The organism is Streptomyces griseorubiginosus (genome assembly GCF_001514195.1).
GTDB lineage: Bacteria > Actinomycetota > Actinomycetes > Streptomycetales > Streptomycetaceae > Streptomyces > Streptomyces griseorubiginosus.
On record NZ_KQ948744.1, the window covers coordinates 1 to 17,060 of the forward strand.

At 69.5% G+C, this 17,060-nt stretch carries 14 protein-coding genes and 1 rRNA gene; 5 read left to right on the forward strand and 10 right to left on the reverse strand.

Annotation, left to right across the window (positions count from 1 at the left end):
• Positions 1-40 precede the first annotated feature (40 nt).
• A 5S ribosomal RNA gene (rrf, locus tag AQJ54_RS35080) occupies positions 41-157 on the forward strand.
• A 68-nt stretch (positions 158-225) separates the two neighbouring features.
• Entirely contained in the window at positions 226-771 is a 546-nt protein-coding gene (locus tag AQJ54_RS35085; RefSeq protein ID WP_062244448.1) for a GNAT family N-acetyltransferase, read from the forward strand.
• A gap of 12 nt (positions 772-783) precedes the next feature.
• Here the strand turns inward: AQJ54_RS35085 and AQJ54_RS35090 are convergent, their stop codons facing one another.
• The 9 genes from AQJ54_RS35090 to AQJ54_RS35130 form a co-directional block, all read right to left on the reverse strand.
• Positions 784-2,391: a type IV secretory system conjugative DNA transfer family protein gene (locus tag AQJ54_RS35090; protein ID WP_062245046.1), complete on the reverse strand. Its 1,608-nt coding sequence runs from the start codon at positions 2,389-2,391 to the stop codon at positions 784-786.
• A gap of 15 nt (positions 2,392-2,406) precedes the next feature.
• Positions 2,407-3,822 carry an ATP-binding protein gene (locus AQJ54_RS35095; protein WP_062032851.1) on the reverse strand — a complete coding sequence of 472 codons (1,416 nt, stop codon included), beginning with the start codon at positions 3,820-3,822 and terminating at the stop codon, positions 2,407-2,409.
• Between the two features lie 10 nt (positions 3,823-3,832).
• Positions 3,833-5,392, reverse strand: coding sequence for an SCO6880 family protein (locus AQJ54_RS35100; protein WP_062032849.1), 1,560 nt, complete (start codon positions 5,390-5,392; stop codon positions 3,833-3,835).
• Positions 5,389-6,720, reverse strand: coding sequence for a hypothetical protein (locus AQJ54_RS35105; RefSeq protein WP_062244451.1), 1,332 nt, complete (start codon positions 6,718-6,720; stop codon positions 5,389-5,391). Before AQJ54_RS35105 ends, AQJ54_RS35100 begins: the two co-directional genes overlap by 4 nt.
• Entirely contained in the window at positions 6,710-7,540 is an 831-nt protein-coding gene (locus AQJ54_RS35110; protein ID WP_062244454.1) for a DUF8175 domain-containg protein, read from the reverse strand. The genes AQJ54_RS35105 and AQJ54_RS35110 overlap by 11 nt, the downstream gene beginning before the upstream one ends.
• Before the next feature lie 198 nt (positions 7,541-7,738).
• Positions 7,739-8,047 (reverse strand): hypothetical protein, encoded by a 309-nt coding sequence (locus tag AQJ54_RS35115; RefSeq protein WP_020140250.1) that lies wholly within the window; start codon positions 8,045-8,047, stop codon positions 7,739-7,741.
• A gap of 337 nt (positions 8,048-8,384) precedes the next feature.
• Complete coding sequence (locus tag AQJ54_RS35120; protein WP_062244457.1) at positions 8,385-9,659, reverse strand: S53 family peptidase; 1,275 nt, start codon at positions 9,657-9,659, stop codon at positions 8,385-8,387.
• 364 nt (positions 9,660-10,023) lie between these two features.
• A complete protein-coding gene (locus tag AQJ54_RS35125; RefSeq protein ID WP_062032840.1) occupies positions 10,024-11,367 on the reverse strand; it encodes a S53 family peptidase in 1,344 nt (447 codons plus the stop codon).
• A 240-nt stretch (positions 11,368-11,607) separates the two neighbouring features.
• Positions 11,608-12,495: an alpha/beta fold hydrolase gene (locus tag AQJ54_RS35130; protein ID WP_062244461.1), complete on the reverse strand. Its 888-nt coding sequence runs from the start codon at positions 12,493-12,495 to the stop codon at positions 11,608-11,610.
• A gap of 113 nt (positions 12,496-12,608) precedes the next feature.
• On the opposite strand from AQJ54_RS35130, the gene AQJ54_RS35135 reads away from it, so the two are divergent.
• The 3 genes from AQJ54_RS35135 (at position 12,609) to AQJ54_RS35145 (ending at position 15,297) form a co-directional block, all read left to right on the forward strand.
• Positions 12,609-13,319: a trypsin-like peptidase domain-containing protein gene (locus AQJ54_RS35135; protein WP_062244464.1), complete on the forward strand. Its 711-nt coding sequence runs from the start codon at positions 12,609-12,611 to the stop codon at positions 13,317-13,319.
• 102 nt (positions 13,320-13,421) lie between these two features.
• Positions 13,422-14,429 carry a C40 family peptidase gene (locus AQJ54_RS35140; RefSeq protein WP_174856933.1) on the forward strand — a complete coding sequence of 336 codons (1,008 nt, stop codon included), beginning with the start codon at positions 13,422-13,424 and terminating at the stop codon, positions 14,427-14,429.
• A gap of 169 nt (positions 14,430-14,598) precedes the next feature.
• On the forward strand, positions 14,599-15,297 hold the full coding sequence (locus AQJ54_RS35145; RefSeq protein ID WP_062032833.1) for a phosphatase PAP2 family protein: 699 nt from the start codon (positions 14,599-14,601) through the stop codon (positions 15,295-15,297).
• Positions 15,298-15,379: 82 nt separating this feature from the next.
• Here AQJ54_RS35145 and AQJ54_RS35150 read toward each other — a convergent pair whose 3' ends face one another.
• Complete coding sequence (locus AQJ54_RS35150; protein ID WP_062244467.1) at positions 15,380-16,921, reverse strand: FAD-binding oxidoreductase; 1,542 nt, start codon at positions 16,919-16,921, stop codon at positions 15,380-15,382.
• Positions 16,922-17,060: the final 139 nt, after the last annotated feature.

The window sequence follows — 17,060 nt, forward strand, 5'->3', positions numbered from 1 at the left end:
GGCAACGACTGTGTCTTTTCCGGTCGAAACTTCATAGTGTTTCGGTGGTCATAGCGTGAGGGAAACGCCCGGTTACATTCCGAACCCGGAAGCTAAGCCTTACAGCGCCGATGGTACTGCAGGGGGGACCCTGTGGGAGAGTAGGACACCGCCGAACAAATTGTGAGAAAACCCCCGTTCCATTCGGAACGGGGATTTTCTGTTTTTCCGTACTACTGTGTCGGCATGAATTACGTGATTCGGTCCGTTCGTGCTGAGGAGTGGGCTGCCGCCAAGGCTCTGCGGCTGGAGGCGCTTCAGGATCCCGTCGCGCCTCTTGCCTATTTGGAGACCTATGCGGAGGCCTTTGGCCGGCCTGACTCCTTCTGGCAGGAGCGCACCGCTTCGGGGGCCGAGGGGGCGGACGGTGCGCAGACGGTCATCGCCGAGGCGCCCGATGGTCAGTGGGTCGGGACGGCGACCGTGTTGATCGAGGAGCCCGGGACCACGGACTGGGCCGGGTTCCCCGTGGAGCGGAAGCAGGGGCACATTGTCGGCGTCTATGTGCGACCCGAGGAGCGGGGCAGCGGGCTCACCGATGTGCTGTTCGACGCGGCCCTGGAGTGGGCCTGGGCGCACGGGGCCGAGCTGGTGCGGCTGATCGTGCACGAGGACAACGCGCGGGCACAGCGGTTCTATCGCAGGGCGGGGTTCGTGCCGAGTGGTGTGGTGGTGCCGCTCGCGAAGGCTCCTGGGCAGTCCGAGTTGGAGTTCGTGCTCGAACGCTCCTGAGGACGCTCGCGACTACACGGGCAGTTCGGCGTCCGGCCAGCGGGTGCGGGCCTGTTCCCGGGAGCGGAGCAGGGCCAGGGTCGGCAGGCCCCGGTCCGCTCTGGCGGCCAGGAGCTCCGGGAGCTGGGGGAGCGGGGCTACGGCTGCGACGTCGTCCAGGACGAGGGTCAGTGGTGGGTCGAGGCGACCGGCGGATGACCGTTCGGCCATGTGCCGGCCACGCTCGACCACGCTGGAGGCGAGAGCCGTCAGAAGGGGCATCGCGCCGGGGTTGGTCCTGGGGTCCTCGATGGATTCACCGACCAGATAAAGCGTTCCCCCTTCGTGGACGAAGGAATCCAAGGCGAGGGCATCATTTCGGTTGGGAGTGCATGCCTCGCGGATGTTGACGGTGAAGAGGGCGGAGAGGGTCCGGGCCGTCAGTTCCTGGGCGATGTCCCTGCGCTCCGGGTGCGCGGTGAGGGCCGCTTCGAGTTCGCCCGCGGAGCCGGGGGCGGCCTTCGGGTGGGTGCGGAGGGTGCGTACCGCGTCCTGGATCTGGGTGCCCTGGCACCAGCGGTGGACGTGGCGGATGGTGCGGGATTCCAGGGCGGCGGCGTGGAGGTAGCTGCGCAGGAGCGTTTCGGCTACGTCGGTGACAGCCTGGTCGATCTTCGCGGTGGGGCGTACGGGGGCGAGGAGGGCGGTGGCTCTGGCCTTCGCCGTTTCCTTGTTCTCGCAGCCGGCTGTCGGTGACCAGTGGAGGCGGGCCGGGGTGTCGCAGAGGTGGGTGGGGTCGTAGACGTGGACCGGGCCGAGTTTGGCTCGGGCGTCCTTGGTGTCCTGCCAGAGGGTGGGGTTCGAGGTGACTACTAGGGCGGGGCCCTCGGCGTCTCTGATGGCTTGGGTCGCGGTGGTGTGGCGGGTTGCCTGTGGGGCGTAGAGGACCGCGCCTTCGGCGCGGGATGTTTCCCACCCGCCCACCCGTTCACCGTTGGACAGAGAAGTGAGCAGCTCGGCGGCCGCGGACGGTGCACGGAGTGGTTCCGCGGGATGGGGGAGCCCGGGCGGGTCGCCCGCCGTCGGCGGCTGCGGCTGCTCGATCGCCGCTGATCTCAGTGGATCGCCCAGCTGGGCTGCAACGGTCGGCTCCTGCTCCGCGGATGGTCTCGGGGCCGGCACCTCATGGGCGGCGGCCGGTACCTCATGCACCGGCTCCGGAGCCCTACGGCGTTCCCGCGCCGCCGTCTTCTCCGCTCTCGTTCTTGCCCGTACCGCTCTCCAGCGGGCCAGTGTGCCCATGACGAAGATGGTCAGGACGACCAGGATCATCAGCTGGCCGATCAGCAGGCCCCAGACCAGGCCGTAGCCGGAGAGCTGGGCGGGCGGGGTGTCGGGCCAGGCGCCCGGGATGTCCTGGGGGTGGCCGATGAGGTGGCGCATGGCCAGGGGGGTGCGGGTGAAGGTGACGGACCGGGGCCAGGCACCGTGGGTGAACAGGCCCGCCAGGCCCGTCGCCGTCCAGACCAGCAGGGTCATGCCGACGAGGAAGGCGAGTATGCCGACCAGCAGGCCGTCCGGGATGCCCCCCCGGGCTTCCCGGGGTTCCCGAGGGTCCCGTCGGCGGTCGTCCGGTCTCACCACTGTCCGCCCCTCCTACGCCACCGTCGACTCGGAGTCGCCCATGTGCTGTTCCACGAAGGCCGCCGCCCTCTCCTCCGCCTCCAGCTCGGCGGCGCGCAGGGCGTCGTCGGTGAGCTCGCGGTCCGCGGAGGACTCCGTCATCGCGCGGTCGGTGAAGACCAGTGGGCGTTCGGTCTCGGTGACCAGGTGTTTGACGACCTGGACATTGCCGTTGACGTCCCAGACCGCGATGCCGGGGGTGAGGGAGGGGATGATCTCGACGGCCCAGCGGGGCAGGCCCAGGACGCGGCCCGTGGCTCGGGCCTCGTCGGCTTTCTGGGCGTAGATGGTGCGGGTCGAGGCCATCTTGAGGATCGCGGCCGCCTCCTTCGCCGCCGCTCCGTCCACCACGTCGGACAGGTGGTGGACGACCGCCACGAAGGACAGGCCGAGTCGGCGGCCGAACTTCAGCAGGCGCTGGAAGAGCTGGGCCACGAAGGGGCTGTTGATGATGTGCCAGGCCTCCTCGACCAGGAAGATGCGCTTCTTCCGGTCGGGGCGGATCCAGGTGTGTTCCAGCCAAACTCCCACGATCGCCATGAGGATGGGCATGGCGATGGAGTTGCGGTCGATGTGGGACAAATCGAAGACGATCAGCGGCGCGTCCAGGTCGATGCCGACCGTGGTCGGGCCGTCGAACATGCCGCGCAGGTCACCGTCGACCAGGCGGTCAAGGACCAGGGCGACATCGAGGCCCCAGGCGCGTACGTCCTCTATGTCGACGTTCATCGCCTCGGCCGACTCGGGTTCGGGGTGCCGTAGCTGCTCCACGATGTCCGTGAGGATCGGCTGGCGTTCGACGATGGACTCGTTGACGTAGGCGTGGGCGACCTTGAGGGCGAAGCCGGAGCGTTCGTCGAGGCCGTGGCCCATCGCGACCTCGATGATGGTCCGCAGCAGGGCGAGCTGGCCGGTCGTGGTGATCGCCGGGTCCAGCGGGTTGAGGCGGATGCCCTGGTCGAGGGCGGCCATCGGGTCGAGACGGATGGGAGTTATCCCCAACTCCTGCGCGATGAGGTTCCATTCACCGGCGCCGTCCTCGCCCTGGGCGTCCAGGACGACGACTTGGCGGTCCCGGAAGCGCAACTGCCGTAGGACGTAGGTCTTCTCGAGGGCCGACTTGCCGTTGCCGGACTCGCCCAGGACCAGCCAGTGGGGGGCCGGGAGCTGCTGGCCGTAGAGCTGGAAGGGGTCGTAGATGTAGCCCTTGCCGGAGTAGACCTCGCGGCCGATGATCACGCCCGAGTCACCGAGGCCGGGCGCGGCGGTCGGGAGGTAGACCGCCTGCGCCTGGCCGGTGGACGTGCGGACCGGCAGGCGGGTCGTCTCGACCTTCCCGAACAGGAAGGACGTGAAGGCGTCGGTGAGGACGGACAGCGGATCCCGCATGCGTGGTCCCCTACTTTCGGATGCCGGTGGCGAACGGAAGCGTGTTCACGAAGGCGCGGTGGTGCTCGCGGTCGCACCACTCCAGCTTCAGGTACGACTTTCCCGCGGAGGCCCTGATGGTCCGCTTGTCGCGGGCCAGGGCCTCGGGGGAGCGGGAGGAGACGGTGATGTAGCCGACCAGGTTGACGCCGGCCGCGCCGCTCGCGAGGTCCTCGCCGCGCTGGTCGAGGCGGGAGTGGGCGGCCACGTCACGGGGGTCGATGGTGCGGTTCATCTTGGCCGCGCGGGACGCCTCCGCCTCGTCATTGGTCTTCTCGGTCAGCATGCGCTCGATGGCGATCTCGGTGGGTTCGAGGTCCATCGTGACGGCGACCGTGCGGATGACGTCCGGGGTGTGGACGAGCAGGGGCGCCAGGAAATTGACGCCGACCGGGGTCATCGGCCACTCCTTGACCCAGGCGGTGGCGTGGCACCAGGGCGCGCGGGTGGAGGACTCCCTCGTCTTCGCCTGGAGGAACGTCGGTTCCATGGCGTCGAGTTCGGCCGGCCAGGCGTTGCGCTGGGTCATCGCCTGGATGTGGTCGATGGGGTGGTCGGGGTCGTACATGGAGTGGATCAGCGACGACAGCCGGCCCTGGCCGAGCGGCTGGCGGACGCGGATGTCGGCCTCCTGGAGGCGCGAGCAGATGTCGGTCAGCTCGCGGGCCATGACGACGGCGAGGCCCGCGTCCTTGTCCAGCTTGCGGCCGGACTGGGGGCGGGCGGCGCGGGCCATCGCGTGGGCCTCCGCCGCCAGTTCCCGGGTGTAGTGCATGCAGGCGACCAGGTACGCGCGGTGCTGCTCGCTGCTGGTGGACACCATCGACTGGAGCTGGTCGTACGACGACTGGAGCCAGGGCAGCGCCTTGTCGTCCCCGCGTACGGCGACGTCCTTGGCGTGGGCGTCGGGGTCGGCGGGGAGGGTGCGGGCGAGCATCTGGAGGCGGGTGACGAAGCCGTCGCCGTTGGCCACGTGCTTGAGGAGGGTGCCGAAGCGGTCGACGAGGGCTTCCTGGTCCTCGGAGTCGCGCAGGCCGACGCCGGGACCCTCGATCTCGATGGCGGCGGTGACGGTACGGCGGTCCGCGTGCAGGAGGACGGCGATCTCGTCGGGGCCGAACGGGGCGGCGAGCCAGTTGATGCGGCCGATGCCGGGGGGCGGGCCGACCTCGACCTCGCGGCCGTCGACGTGGGTGCCGGCCTCCATGACGGAGGAGCGGTAGGTGGTGCCCTGGCGCAGGGTGCGCTTGTAACTGCGGTTGATCTCGAACCACTTGTAGAAGGTGCGGCGCTTGTACGGCACGTAGACCGCGGCGAGCGCGACGAGCGGGAAGCCCATCAGGAGCACGATGCGCAGGGAGAGCACCGGGACGAGGAGCCCGCACATCATGCCGAGGAACGCGCCCACGATGATGAGCGCGATCTCGCCCGACTCACGATTCCGGCCGACGATCGCGTTCGGCCGGGCGCGGCCGATCAGATATGTCCGGCGGGGCGTGACCGCATGCGACACGTGGGACTCGGTCGTCAACGCCCGTCACCTCCTGTGCTGTTGCTACTGCCGTTGCGGGTGTTGCTGGCGTGCGGGGTGTTCACCGGGTTGCCGGCGCGGGGAGCGGGAGCGGCGGAGGGGACAGATCCGCCGCCTCCGTTCGGGGTGCGCGAGCTGTGGGCGGCGACTCCGCCGGACGCCGGGTTGCTCGGGCGGGCGCCCGAACCTCCGGAGGCCTGACCGTTGTTGTCGGCCCGGGAGCTGTGGGTCTTGATGCCCTGGGCGACGAGGGTGGCGGGCGAGCTGATGACGGCCGCCGCCTTGCCTTCGGCGCCCTGCATGATGCGGTTGTTGCGGGAGCCGGCGATCTCGTCGCCGAAGCCGGGGACGAAGCGGTAGATCATCGCGCTGGCGAAGATGGCGAGCAGGATGATGGCGAGGCCGGAGACGACGGCGGAGAAGGCGTCGGGGCCGTCGTCGGAGGAGAGTGCGCCGGCGAGGCCGAGGACGATGACGATCACCGGTTTGACCAGGATGACGGCGATCATGATGCCGGCCCAGCGGCGGACGTGGCCCCAGAGGTTCTTGTCGACGAGGCCGGCGTAGACGACGGTGCCGAGGAGGGCGCCGACGTAGAGGAGGGCGGCGCGGATCACGAGCTCCAGCCAGAGGACTCCGGCGGCGAGGATGCTGACCAGGGAGACGACGATCAGCATGATCGGGCCGCCGCCGATGTCGTTGCCCTTCTGAAGGGCGCCGGAGAAGGTGCCGAAGAAGGTGTCGGTCTGGTCGCCGGTGGCTTTCGCGAGGACTTCTGAGACGCCGTCGGTGGCCGAGACGACGGTGTAGAGGATGAGGGGGGTGAAGGCGGAGGCGAGGACGGTGAGCCAGAGGAACCCGATGGCTTCGCTGAGGGCGGTGGAGAGGGGGACGCCTCTCACTGCGCGCTTGGCGACGGCGAGGAGCCACAGGAGGAGGGTGAGGATGGTCGAGGCGGCGAAGACGACGGCGTACTGCTGGAGGAACTTCTGGTTGGTGAAGTCGACGTTGGCGGTGTCCTTGACGGCGTCGCTGAGTTTGGTGATGGTCCAGGCGGCGGCTTTGGCACAGCCCTGGGCGAGGGACGACAGCGGGTCGAGGGTGCTGGTGAGGCTGGGGGTGGAGCCACCGCTGGATCCTGAGCCGCTCTCGCAGTAGTCCTTGGCCGGGCCGACGATGAGGTCGCAATCGTCGTTCGAGGGCGTCGGTGAGGGCGTGGCGGACGGTGTTGGTGCCGCAGCTGCCCGTGAGGCCAGCAACAGGACTGTGGACTGAACAGCTGTCAGGGCGGCAGCGACCTTGAGGACGCGGCGCGGGCTACCGGGCATACGTGAACCCTCCGTACTCCTCGACGGCCTTGGCCATGTCGTCGGCGCTGGAAGCCTTGTTGTCACCGGGAACAGGCGCTGGGCCGTCCTTCTGGGCGAAGCTGTCGACTTTCCAGTCATTGTCCGACCAACGCAGCTGGAGGGTCATGGTGAACCAGTCGCTGCTCACCGGGTCGGTCGATGTGGCGCCGGCGGTGCCGTACAGGCCGGTGCACCAGACCTCGACGGACGCTGTGGTGTCCGACGAGCTCGTGACCTTGGTACCGATCGGGACAGTGCGCGAGACGTAGGTGCTTCCCTGCGCTGCGTCGCCGTTCTGATCGAGCCCGAGCTTGCTCAGGAACTCTGCCGTGTAAGCCTTGTTGAACTTGTCCGTCAGGGCAGCCTGCTGGTCCGCGACGAAGATCTGCTGGACGATCTCGGCTCGGCGGGTCGCCTTGAGGATGTCGGCGGAAACCAGCACCGTCGCGTAATTGGCGGCAGCACTCGCGGCACCCTGAGTGTCGTGAGTGAATCCCGACGGGATGCCACCCGACCGTGTACTCACAGGCTTGTTTCCGGTTGCCGCTGTGGAGTTTGCTCCGGGTTGCCCGCCGGTCCCGTCCGCTGACGTCGAGGCTCCCGATCCGTTGTCGCCGCGGTTCGCGAAGGCGATTGCTGCGATCAGGAGGACGATGACGCCTACGACGGTGACGAGGCTTCTGGAGGAGGAGCGGGGGGTGCGGCGGGCGCCGCCGTAGACGTCGCCGGGGCGTTCGGGGTAGCGGGTGCGGGTCTGGCCCGTGCCGCCGTAGCTCTCGTGGTCGTCGTCCTGACTCATGCCGCTCACGCCCCCTCGACGTCGTACGGGAACCCGTAGGAGTACGACGGTAGCCGCGCTGGTTCCCGCGCGGGTGCGGTGTGGTGACTCGACATCAGGGAACGCAACCTCAGCCGGTGGGCACTGCGGACGGGTGGGGTAGGAGGGGGTACCGGGAGCGCCCGGCCGGACTGGAGGTGCGTCGACCGGACGCTGCGGCTATACGGCCATTCCGTACACGATGGTGAAGAGCGTGCCCAGGGAGCCGATGATGAAGACTCCGGTCAGGCCCGCGACGATGAGGCCCTTGCCCTGTTCCGCGCTGAAGGTGTCCCGCAGGGCGGTGGCGCCGATGCGCTGCTTCGCGGCGCCCCAGATGGCGATGCCGAGGCAGAGCAGGATGGCGACCGCCATGACGACCTGGATCATCGTCTTGGCCTCGGTCCCCAGCGCCCCGAAAGGCCCCCAGTCTGGAGCGATCCCGCCGATGATGGTGTTGATGTCGCCCTTGTCGGCCGCAAAGAACATGTAAGTCACCGCCCCTGGTGGGTAGTTCCGTCCCCCTGCGTGGGCGCAGAGGTCAGTCCTCATTGTCGCCGACAATTCTGCCGTCGTATGTCGACTTGGCGGCATTGGCCGACGGGTTTCGTACGAATGACTGTCTGGTCACTCTGTGTATCACGGCAGGTCACGCCGGGCAATGAGGCCTGAGCGGAACCTGGCGTGTGGTTCCGTCGTTGACCCCTCTTACGACCTGCGGTGCTTCTGGCACCGATGTTCTGCGGGTGAAGGCTAACCCGGACCGCCACCGGTATGACGAACGGGCCGCGGTAGGGGAGCCCGCGGCCCGTTCGTTGACGGAGAGTCAGCTGGTGAAGGCGCTGACTCCCTCCGGAGTGCCCCAGCCGGTCGGTCCGTCGTAGCCCGACCGGGCGGTGCAGAAGTAGCTCGTGGTGCAGGTGCCGTTGTTGCCCGAGGTCACGTCGTTGAGGGCGGAGGTGTGCTTGTAGGGGTACTGGGCCGGGTAGTCGCTGCTCCCCGGGGTGCCGGCCAGTGCGTAGACGCTCGCGATGATCGGGGCGGCGGCGCTGGTGCCGCCGAAGGTGTACCAGTCGGCGGTGATGCCGTAGGAGTCGTAGACGGAGACGCCGGTGGCCGGGTCGGCGACGGCGGAGACGTCCGAAATCATGCGCTTGGTGCAGCCGGTGTCGGTCTGCCAGGAGGGCTTGGCGTCGTAGGCGGAGCAGCCGGAGCCGGTGCCCTCGGTGGAGCTGGTCTTCCAGACGCTCTCGGTCCAGCCGCGGGCGTTGGAGGCGGTGGACAGGGCGGTGCCGCCGACCGAGGTCACGTACTTGGAGGCGGCCGGGTACTCGGCGCCGTAGCCCGAGTCGCCGGCGCTGACGGTGATGGCGACGCCGGGGTGGTTGAAGTACGAGGAGTCGTAGGACGTGTCGCTCGACGACTCCGAACCGCCGTAGGAGTTGGAGACGAACTTGGCGCCGAGGGCGACCGCCTCGTTCACCGACTTGCCGAGGTTGGCCATCGTGGGCGAGGTCGCCTCGACGAGCAGGATGTGGGCGTTGGGGGCGATCGCGGAGACCATGTCGAGGTCGAGGGAGATCTCCTCGGACCAGCCGGCGTCGCTGGAGGGCAGGGAGGTGGTGGAGCCGGTCTGGGAGACCTTCTTGAAGCAGCCGTTGGCGGTGGTGCAGGCGGGGAGGCCGTAGTAGGAGCGGTACGTGGCGAGGTCGGATTCGGCGTTGGGGTCGTTGTAGGCGTCGACGATGGCGACGGTCGCGCCGGTGCCGCCGGAGGCGGCGGCCGCGGTCAGGCCGTAGGCGGACCGCAGGTCGCTCGGGCCGTAGCCGGTCGGGGTGGTGGCCTTCGGGGTGACGCCGCGGGCCTGCTGGGCCTTCTGGAAGGCGGTGGTGCCGCCGGTCACGCGCAGGGAGTCGCAGGCCAGTTCGCCGGCCTTCTTGGGGGTGGCGCAGGGGGTCGCGGTCCAGGTGACCTTGGACGAGGTCGTGGCGTCCGCGTGGACGGCGGTGCCGAGGCCGGCGAGGGCGAGGGCGGCGGTGGCGAGGCCGGCGGTGCCGACGCGGCGCCATCCGGGGCGTCTGTGGGGGGAGTTGGTACGCAAGATGCAGCCTCCTGATGACGGGGGAACAGGGGCGGTGCGGGTGCGTGCCGTCGGTGGGGTGTCCCGGGTGAACGGGCGGCGGCCTGCGAAGACCGTCCTCTTGTTGAGCACGTGACAACAAGGGAGCCGGTGGAATCCTGACCGACGCCTTACCGAGGCGGGCGTCGGATTACCCGGCGATGAAGGCCCGTTGGACTGTGGGCGGCACCCGCTTGACCTGATTCACAGTCGTACGAAACGCGGGGATACGGCGAACGGGCCGCGACCGGATGTCGTGGCCCGTTGCCGTGGTGCCGCCGAGGGGACCCCACGTCCCCCTCTCAAGGGCGGCGTCCCCGTGACCCGACGGGGACGTTCAGGGGGTTCAGCCGCCGAAGGCGGCCAGGCCCTGCGGGGTGCCGAGCCCGGTCGGGCCGTCGTAGCCCGTCCTGGCGGTGCAGAAGTAGCTGGTGGAGCAGGTGCCGTTGTTGCCCGAGGTCACGTCGTTGAGGGCGGAGGTGTCCAGGTAGGGGTACTGGGACGGGTAGTCGCTGCTGCCCGGGGTGCCCGCGAGGGCGTACACCGACGCGATGATCGGGGCGGAGGCACTGGTGCCGCCGTAGGTGTTCCAGCCGGTGCCGTCGGCGCCGTAGGAGTCGTAGACGGAGACGCCGGTGGCGGGGTCGGCGACGGCGGAGACGTCGGCGATCATGCGCTTGGTGCAGCCGGTGTCGGTCTGCCAGGAGGGCTTGGCGTCGTAGGCGGAGCAGCCGGAGCCGGTGCCCTCGGTGGAGCTGGTCTTCCAGACCGTCTCGGTCCAGCCGCGGGCGTTGGAGGCGGTGGACAGGGCGGTGCCGCCGACCGCGGTGACGTACTTGGAGGCGGCCGGGTACTCGGCGCCGTAGCCCTCGTCGCCGGCGCTGGCGGTGATGGCGACGCCGGGATGGTTGTAGTACGAGGAGTCGTACGAGGTGTCCGAGGAGGACTCGGAGCCGCCGTAGGAGTTGGAGACGAACTTGGCGCCCAGCTTGACGGCCTCGTTCACCGCGGTGCCCAGGTTGGCGTCGGTCGCGGACTTCGCCTCGACCAGCAGGATGTGGGCGTTGGGGGCGATGGCGGAGACCATGTCGAGGTCGAGGGAGATCTCGCCGGCCCAGCCGCTGTTCGCGGTGGGCAGGGAGGTGGTGGAGCCGGTCTGGGAGACCTTCTTGAAGCAGCCGTTGGCGACGGTGCAGGCGGGGAGGCCGTAGTAGCTGCGGTACGTGGCGAGGTCCGCGGCGGCGTTGGGGTCGTCGTAGGCGTCGACGATGGCGACGGTCTGGCCGGAGCCGTTGTTCGCGGAGGCGGCGGTGAGGCCGTAGGCGTCCTGGAGGTCGCTCGGGCCGTAGCCGGTCGGGGTGGCGGAGGAGGCCTTCGGGGAGACGGTCGCGGGCTTGACGCCCTTCTTGACGGCCTGCTCCTCCTGGAAGGCGGTGGTCCCGCCGGTGACGCGCAGGGCGTTGCAGGCGGCGTAGCCCTTCTTCGGGGTGGTGCCGCACACGCTGCTGTACTGCACGTGTGCCTTGGCGACAGCGGCGGCGATGGCCTTGCTGCTCACCTTGTGGGGAGTGGCCGCGTCGGCGTGCGCGGCGGTGCCGAGACCGGCGATCAGCAGGGCGCCGGTGGCTGCGGCGGCGGAGCCGATGCGGCGCCATCTGCCGGATATGTGGGGGGAGTTGGGTGTACGCAACGTACAGCCTCCTGTGAGTGGTTGCAGAGGCCTGCGGTGGGGACCACCGGTGAGGTTCCCGGTGGGGGCGGCGACCCGCGTAGACCATCGCCTTGTTGAGTACGTGACAACAAGACCGGCGACGGAATCCTGACTTCCGCCTTACTGAAGGGCGTTGCGGGCTTACTGATCAATGGCGGCGGGATGGGCGGGGAATGGCGTCGGCTTGACCATCTGCACAGGTCGCACACAACCGGAGGGTCAGGCGGGGTGTCCGTCAGACCTCTCCCAGAAGGCGCGCAGGGCGTCCGCGAGGGCCTCCGGGGCCTCCTCGGCCATGTGGTGGCCGGAGTCGATCGGGGCGCCTTCCAGGTGGCCGGCCGCCCAGTCGCGCCAGACGGCGATGACGTCGCCGTAGAGCTCGGCCATGTCGTCGCGGGTGGCCCACAGGATCTGGAGGGGGCAGCCGATGCGCCGGCCGGCCCGCTGGTCGGCGTCGTCGTGCTCCCGGTCGACACCGAGCCCGGCCCGGTAGTCCTCGCACATGGCGTGCACGGTGGCCGGGTCGTGGATCGCGCGGTGGAAGTCCTCGTAGGCCTCGGCGCCCATCTCGTCGGGTGTGGCCGTGTACCAGGCGTCCGGGTCGGCGTTGATGACGCGTTCGGCGGGCTTGGCGGTCTGGCCGAGGAAGAACCAGTGCCACCAGCTCGCGGCGAACCCGGCGTCGCAGCGGCGCAGGGCCTCCCCGATCGGGACCGCGTCCAGCACGCTGAGCGCGGACACCGCCTCGGGATGGTCCAGGGTGAGGCGGGAGGCCACGTACGCGCCCCTGTCGTGCCCGACGACCGCGAACCGCTCGTGCCCGAGCCCGCGCATCACCGCGAGGCAGTCCCCGGCCATGGCGCGCTTGGCGTACGGGCGGTGCTCCGGGTCGGTCGGGGGCTTGTCGGAGCCGCCGTAACCGCGCAGGTCGGGGCAGACGACGGTGTACCCGGCGGCGGCCAGCAGCGGGGCGACGCGGTGCCAGGTGGCGTGGGTGCGGGGATGGCCGTGCAGCAAGAGGACGGCGGGGCCGGTGCCGCCGTGTCGTACGCGCAGCCGGACACCGTCGCGGCCTTCACGGTGGGTCAGCTCGAAGCCGTCGAACACGCGGGTCTCCCGGTCGGTCAGGGCGTTCGGACCCGACTTCCCAGGAGTGTTCGGTCCACACTCGTACGCTCGGTTGACGCTTTTCTCACCTTCGTGCGGAATGCTGGCGTCCGATGAAGCGCACGCCACGTACCGCTCTGTACGCCGTCGTCGTCCTGCTCGCCGTCACCGCGTCCTCCGAGGCGATCGCCGACGACGGCACGGGGCCGTTCGGGGTGACCGAGGTCGCCCCCGCCGGCTCACAGATCGCCATGGTCGGCGCCCTGTTCGACGGCAGGCAGCACGTCTGCACCGCCTCCGTCGTCCGCAGTCCGCACAGGGACCTCGTCGTCACCGCCGCGCACTGTCTCGACGACAGCGACGACCTGGTCTTCGAGCCCGGGTACCGGGACGGCAGGGCGCCCTACGGGAAGTGGCAGGTGGAGAAGCGATACCTGCCCGAGGGGTGGTCCAAGGGGCAGGACGAGAACAGCGACCTCGCCTTCGCCACCGTGGACGGAAAGGTCCAGGACCGCGTCGGCGCGAACCGGTTCACGACGGGTACGGCGACCGGGGCCACCGCCGTCACCGTCACCGGGTACCCCTCCTCCCGGGACGTGCCGATCAGCTGCACCAACAAGCCCACCGCGCACAGCCGCACGCAACAGCGCATAGATTGCCCGGAGTTCACCGGCGGGACCAGCGGCAGCCCCTGGGTCAACGGCGACCGGCAGGTCGTCGGTGTGCTGGGCGGGCACGAGGAGGGCGGACTGACGCCCGACGTGTCGTACAGCGTGGTCCTGGGTGCGGAGGCCGCCGAGCTCTACCGTGAAGCCGTCTGCTGACGGCGGTGCGGTGATCTTTGTGCCGACCCCGCCGAGTACCCCGGTTTCCGGCGGGGAAGCTCATAAACTGGCGCGGGCGGACTCCCGGTCGGTGAGGGGCGGTTGACGGTGCGTAAGGCGTGGCTCGTGGCGGGCGCCGCTCTCGGGGCGGGGCTCAGCTTCGTGATGCTGCTCGTCGTCGGGGTCTACGTCGTCGCGGGCAACCTCGCCGGCGGGGTGGGCGGAGCCACCAGATCCCTGGCCAAGGGCGCCGTGCCGGCCGCCTACCAGGCGCTCGTGCAGAAGTGGGGCAACCTCTGCCCCGCCATCAACCCGGCCCTGCTCGCCGCCCAGCTCTACCAGGAGAGCGGGTTCAACCCCAACGCGCAGAGCGCGGCCGCGGCGCAGGGGATAGCGCAGTTCATCCCGGGGACCTGGGCCACGCACGGCGTCGACGGGGACGGGGACGGCGACAAGGACGTCTGGGACCCCAACGACGCCATTCCGTCGGCGGCTTCCTACGACTGCTCGCTCGCGTCCTATGTGAAGGACGTTCCCGGAAACCTCACCGACAACATGCTCGCCTCCTACAACGCGGGCGCGTACGCGGTCATCAAGTACGGGGGCGTGCCGCCGTACAAGGAAACCCAGAACTACGTGAAGACCATCACGACTCTGGAGGAGAGCTTCGCCGCGCCGACGAGCCGGGTCGATCCCTCCAAGCAGGCCGCCGGGGCGATTTACTACGCGCAGAAGAAGCTCGGGACGCCTTATCTGTGGGGCGGCACCGGTACGGCCGCTCAGGGCGGGCGCTTCGACTGCTCGGGGCTGACGCAGGCCTCTTACGAGAGCGTGGGCATCACTCTTCCCCGCGTCGCCAACGACCAGTACAACGCGGGCCCGCATCCGGCCAGAAGTGAACTGCTGCCGGGGGACCTGGTGTTCTTCTCCAAGGACCCGACAAATTCGCGTGCCATCCATCATGTGGGTATTTATGTGGGCGGCGGATACATGATCGACGCACCGAGAACAGGTGCTGTGATCCGGTTCGACCCGATCGACACTTCTGAGTACTTCGGCGCCACCCGGGTCACCGAAGATGGCGCGAAAGCATTGCCCACCACCGTGTGACCGAGCGTGAAACCCACCCCCTGAGCTGCGGCGATGTGTCTCTCTTCGATAACGTCTGCGTGATCATTCAGTGGAACGTGGAACGTATTAACGGGAGCCGTGCGTTCCTGAGGGCGTAGCCGAGCGCACATGGGTACGCCGGGAAAGACGACGAAGGGGCCGCAGCACCATGGCTGTTCTCGCCGAAACCGGGTCGAACCCTGACGTCGACCTGCTCTACGACATCAACGGCCTGGCCAAGGACGCCCCGCACTGGTTCGACCGGGTCATGGAGTACGTCGGGGAGTACGGGATCCTGCTCGGCATGGTGCTGCTCATCCTGTGGTGCTGGTGGAGCGGGCGCCGGCGCGGGGGTGAGGACGCCGCGTCCTCCGTGGCCGCGCTCCTCTGGGCGCCGCTCGCCGCCGCGCTCGCCGTTCTCGTGAACATCCCCATAAGGGGGTTCGTCGAGCGGCCCCGGCCGTTCCGGACCCATGAGGGGCTCGAAGTCCTGGTTTCCGGGAAGACCGACTATTCGTTTGTGAGCGACCACGCGACGATCACCATGGCGATGGCGGTCGCGTTGTTCGTCGCCAACCGGAAGTTCGGCGTGATCGGGATTCTGCTCGCGCTGCTCGAAGGGTTCTGCCGGGTCTACATGGGCGTGCACTATCCGACGGATGTCGTCGGGGGGTTCGCGCTGGGAACGGCCGTGGCGCTGCTGCTTTCGCCGCTCGCGATGGCTCTGTTGACGCCTTTGACGCGGGCGATCGAGGGGTCGTCGAAAGGGGCGTGGCTGATTCGGGCGCGGGGGAGCGAGCCGACGGGTTCTGTGGTTCCCGGGGCGAGGCGAGAGGCCGCGGCTTCTGAGAGGGATCTTGCCGCATAGATGCCGGGTGCGGCGCCGTCGTGGTTTCTCGCGCCCACGCGGCGGAGCCGCACATCGATACAGCCCCGCGCCCCTAAGGGCGCTACAGCGACTGCGGGTACGAGAAGAAGCCCTCCGGGTCGTACTGCTTCTTCACCTTCGTCAGCTTGGTCACCGCGTCGCCGTAGTACGCCTTGCGCCAGTCCCTGAGGGTCGGGTCCGTGTAGTTCTGGTAGGCCGCCCCGGAGGCGTACGGCTTCATCGCGTCGTGGGTGCCGGTGAGCCAGGACTGGGCCGCCGTCCCCGCGGTGCCCGCCCGCCAGGACGCGATGTACTGGGCCAGCATCCGGGAGCGGCGGTGGACGAAGGCCGTCGCCGTGGGGGAGACCCGGTTGACCGCACCGCCGAGTGCCGTGAAGGCCACGCTGCCCGAGCCGCCCCGGACCGAGGCGATGTGCGACAGCAGGGTGCGGATGCCGGCCGCGGAGATCGAGCGGTCGAAGAAGTCCGAGCGGGCCGCGTAGGTCTCGCGGCCGAGCGCGCCGTGCGGGTTGCGGTTCGGGGTGGAGCCGGGCAGATGGCACTGGGCGTCCGTGGAGAAGGACGAGCAGCCCGCGTACGCCTCCATCGCGCTCTCGTAGGAGTGCCGTCGGAGCGTGACGCTGCGGGCCGGTGCGCCCACCCGGTCGGCCAGCCGGTCCAGGGCGTTCTGGAGTTCGCCGTAGGTGCCCAGGGAGAAGGCCGCGACCGCCACCGAGGGCGAGCCGCCGTTCTCCAGGTGGCAGGAGGACCAGATCTCGTCGGGCTGGCCGGGACCCCACTCCTGCCAGGCCTTCAGCACGGCGGCCGCCTTCGACCACGGCCAGGTCGCGTACGCGGTCACGCCCTGCGGGGCCGGGTGGGTCCTGAAGTGCAGCTCGGTCACCACGCCGAAGTTGCCGTTGCCCGCGCCGCGCAGTGCCCAGAACAGGTCCTTGTTGGTGCCGGCGTTCGCGGTGAGCTGCTTGCCGTCGGCGGTGATCAGGGTGGCCTGGGTGAGGCTGTCGCAGGTCAGGCCGTAGGCCCGGGAGGCCACGCCGTGGCCGCCGCCGAGGACCAGGCCGGAGACGCCGACGGTCGGGCAGGAGCCCGCCGGGATCGTCACGCCCTTCGCGGTGAGCGCCCGGTAGACGTCGATCAGCTTGGCGCCGGCGCCGACCACGGCGGTGCCGCCCGAGGCGCGGACCCGGTTCAGCTCGGAGACATCGACGATCAGCCGGTTGTTTCCCGAGGACCAGCCGGCGTAGGAGTGACCGCCGTTGCGGATCGCGACCCGCAGACCGTGCGCGCGGGCGTAGGCGAGAGTGGTGCGGATGTCGTCCGCGTGCGCCACGTACGCGACCGCGGCCGGCTTCAGCGAGTCGAAGCGGGTGTTGTAGAGCTGACGGGCGGTCGTCCAGTCGGAGTCGCCGGGGCGTACCAGGGAGCCGTCCAGGTCGCGGCCGAGCGCGGCCCAGTTCGGGGCGGCCGAGGCGGGCGTACGGGAGGAGAGCCGCTGGTCGAGGGTGCTCTGCGCGGCACCTGCGCTGTCCTTGCCCTTGCAGGCGGCGGTGCCGGCCGCAGCGAGCGCGGCCGCGCCGCTTGCGATGAACGTACGCCGTTCCATGTGTCGTGCCTTTCGTCTGCCTCGTCGGCTTCCGTGGAACGAGACGGGGCTGTGGGGGGTGAGGGTTCCCTTGCCGGTTCCGGAATCACACCGTGCCCTCGACGTGAGCGTTCCGTGACCTCACCGCACCTTTCTCAGG

Excerpts from the sequence above, each read along its gene's own strand:
- AQJ54_RS35115 (WP_020140250.1), bottom strand. The coding sequence starts at position 8,047 with ATGTTCTTTGCGGCCGACAAGGGCGACATCAACACCATCATCGGCGGG.
- AQJ54_RS35095 (WP_062032851.1), bottom strand. The coding sequence starts at position 3,822 with ATGCGGGATCCGCTGTCCGTCCTCACCGACGCCTTCACGTCCTTCCTG.
- AQJ54_RS35110 (WP_062244454.1), bottom strand. The coding sequence starts at position 7,540 with ATGAGTCAGGACGACGACCACGAGAGCTACGGCGGCACGGGCCAGACC.
- AQJ54_RS35145 (WP_062032833.1), top strand. The coding sequence starts at position 14,599 with ATGGCTGTTCTCGCCGAAACCGGGTCGAACCCTGACGTCGACCTGCTC.
- AQJ54_RS35085 (WP_062244448.1), top strand. The coding sequence starts at position 226 with ATGAATTACGTGATTCGGTCCGTTCGTGCTGAGGAGTGGGCTGCCGCC.
- AQJ54_RS35105 (WP_062244451.1), bottom strand. The coding sequence starts at position 6,720 with ATGCCCGGTAGCCCGCGCCGCGTCCTCAAGGTCGCTGCCGCCCTGACA.
- AQJ54_RS35150 (WP_062244467.1), bottom strand. The coding sequence starts at position 16,921 with ATGGAACGGCGTACGTTCATCGCAAGCGGCGCGGCCGCGCTCGCTGCG.
- AQJ54_RS35135 (WP_062244464.1), top strand. The coding sequence starts at position 12,609 with ATGAAGCGCACGCCACGTACCGCTCTGTACGCCGTCGTCGTCCTGCTC.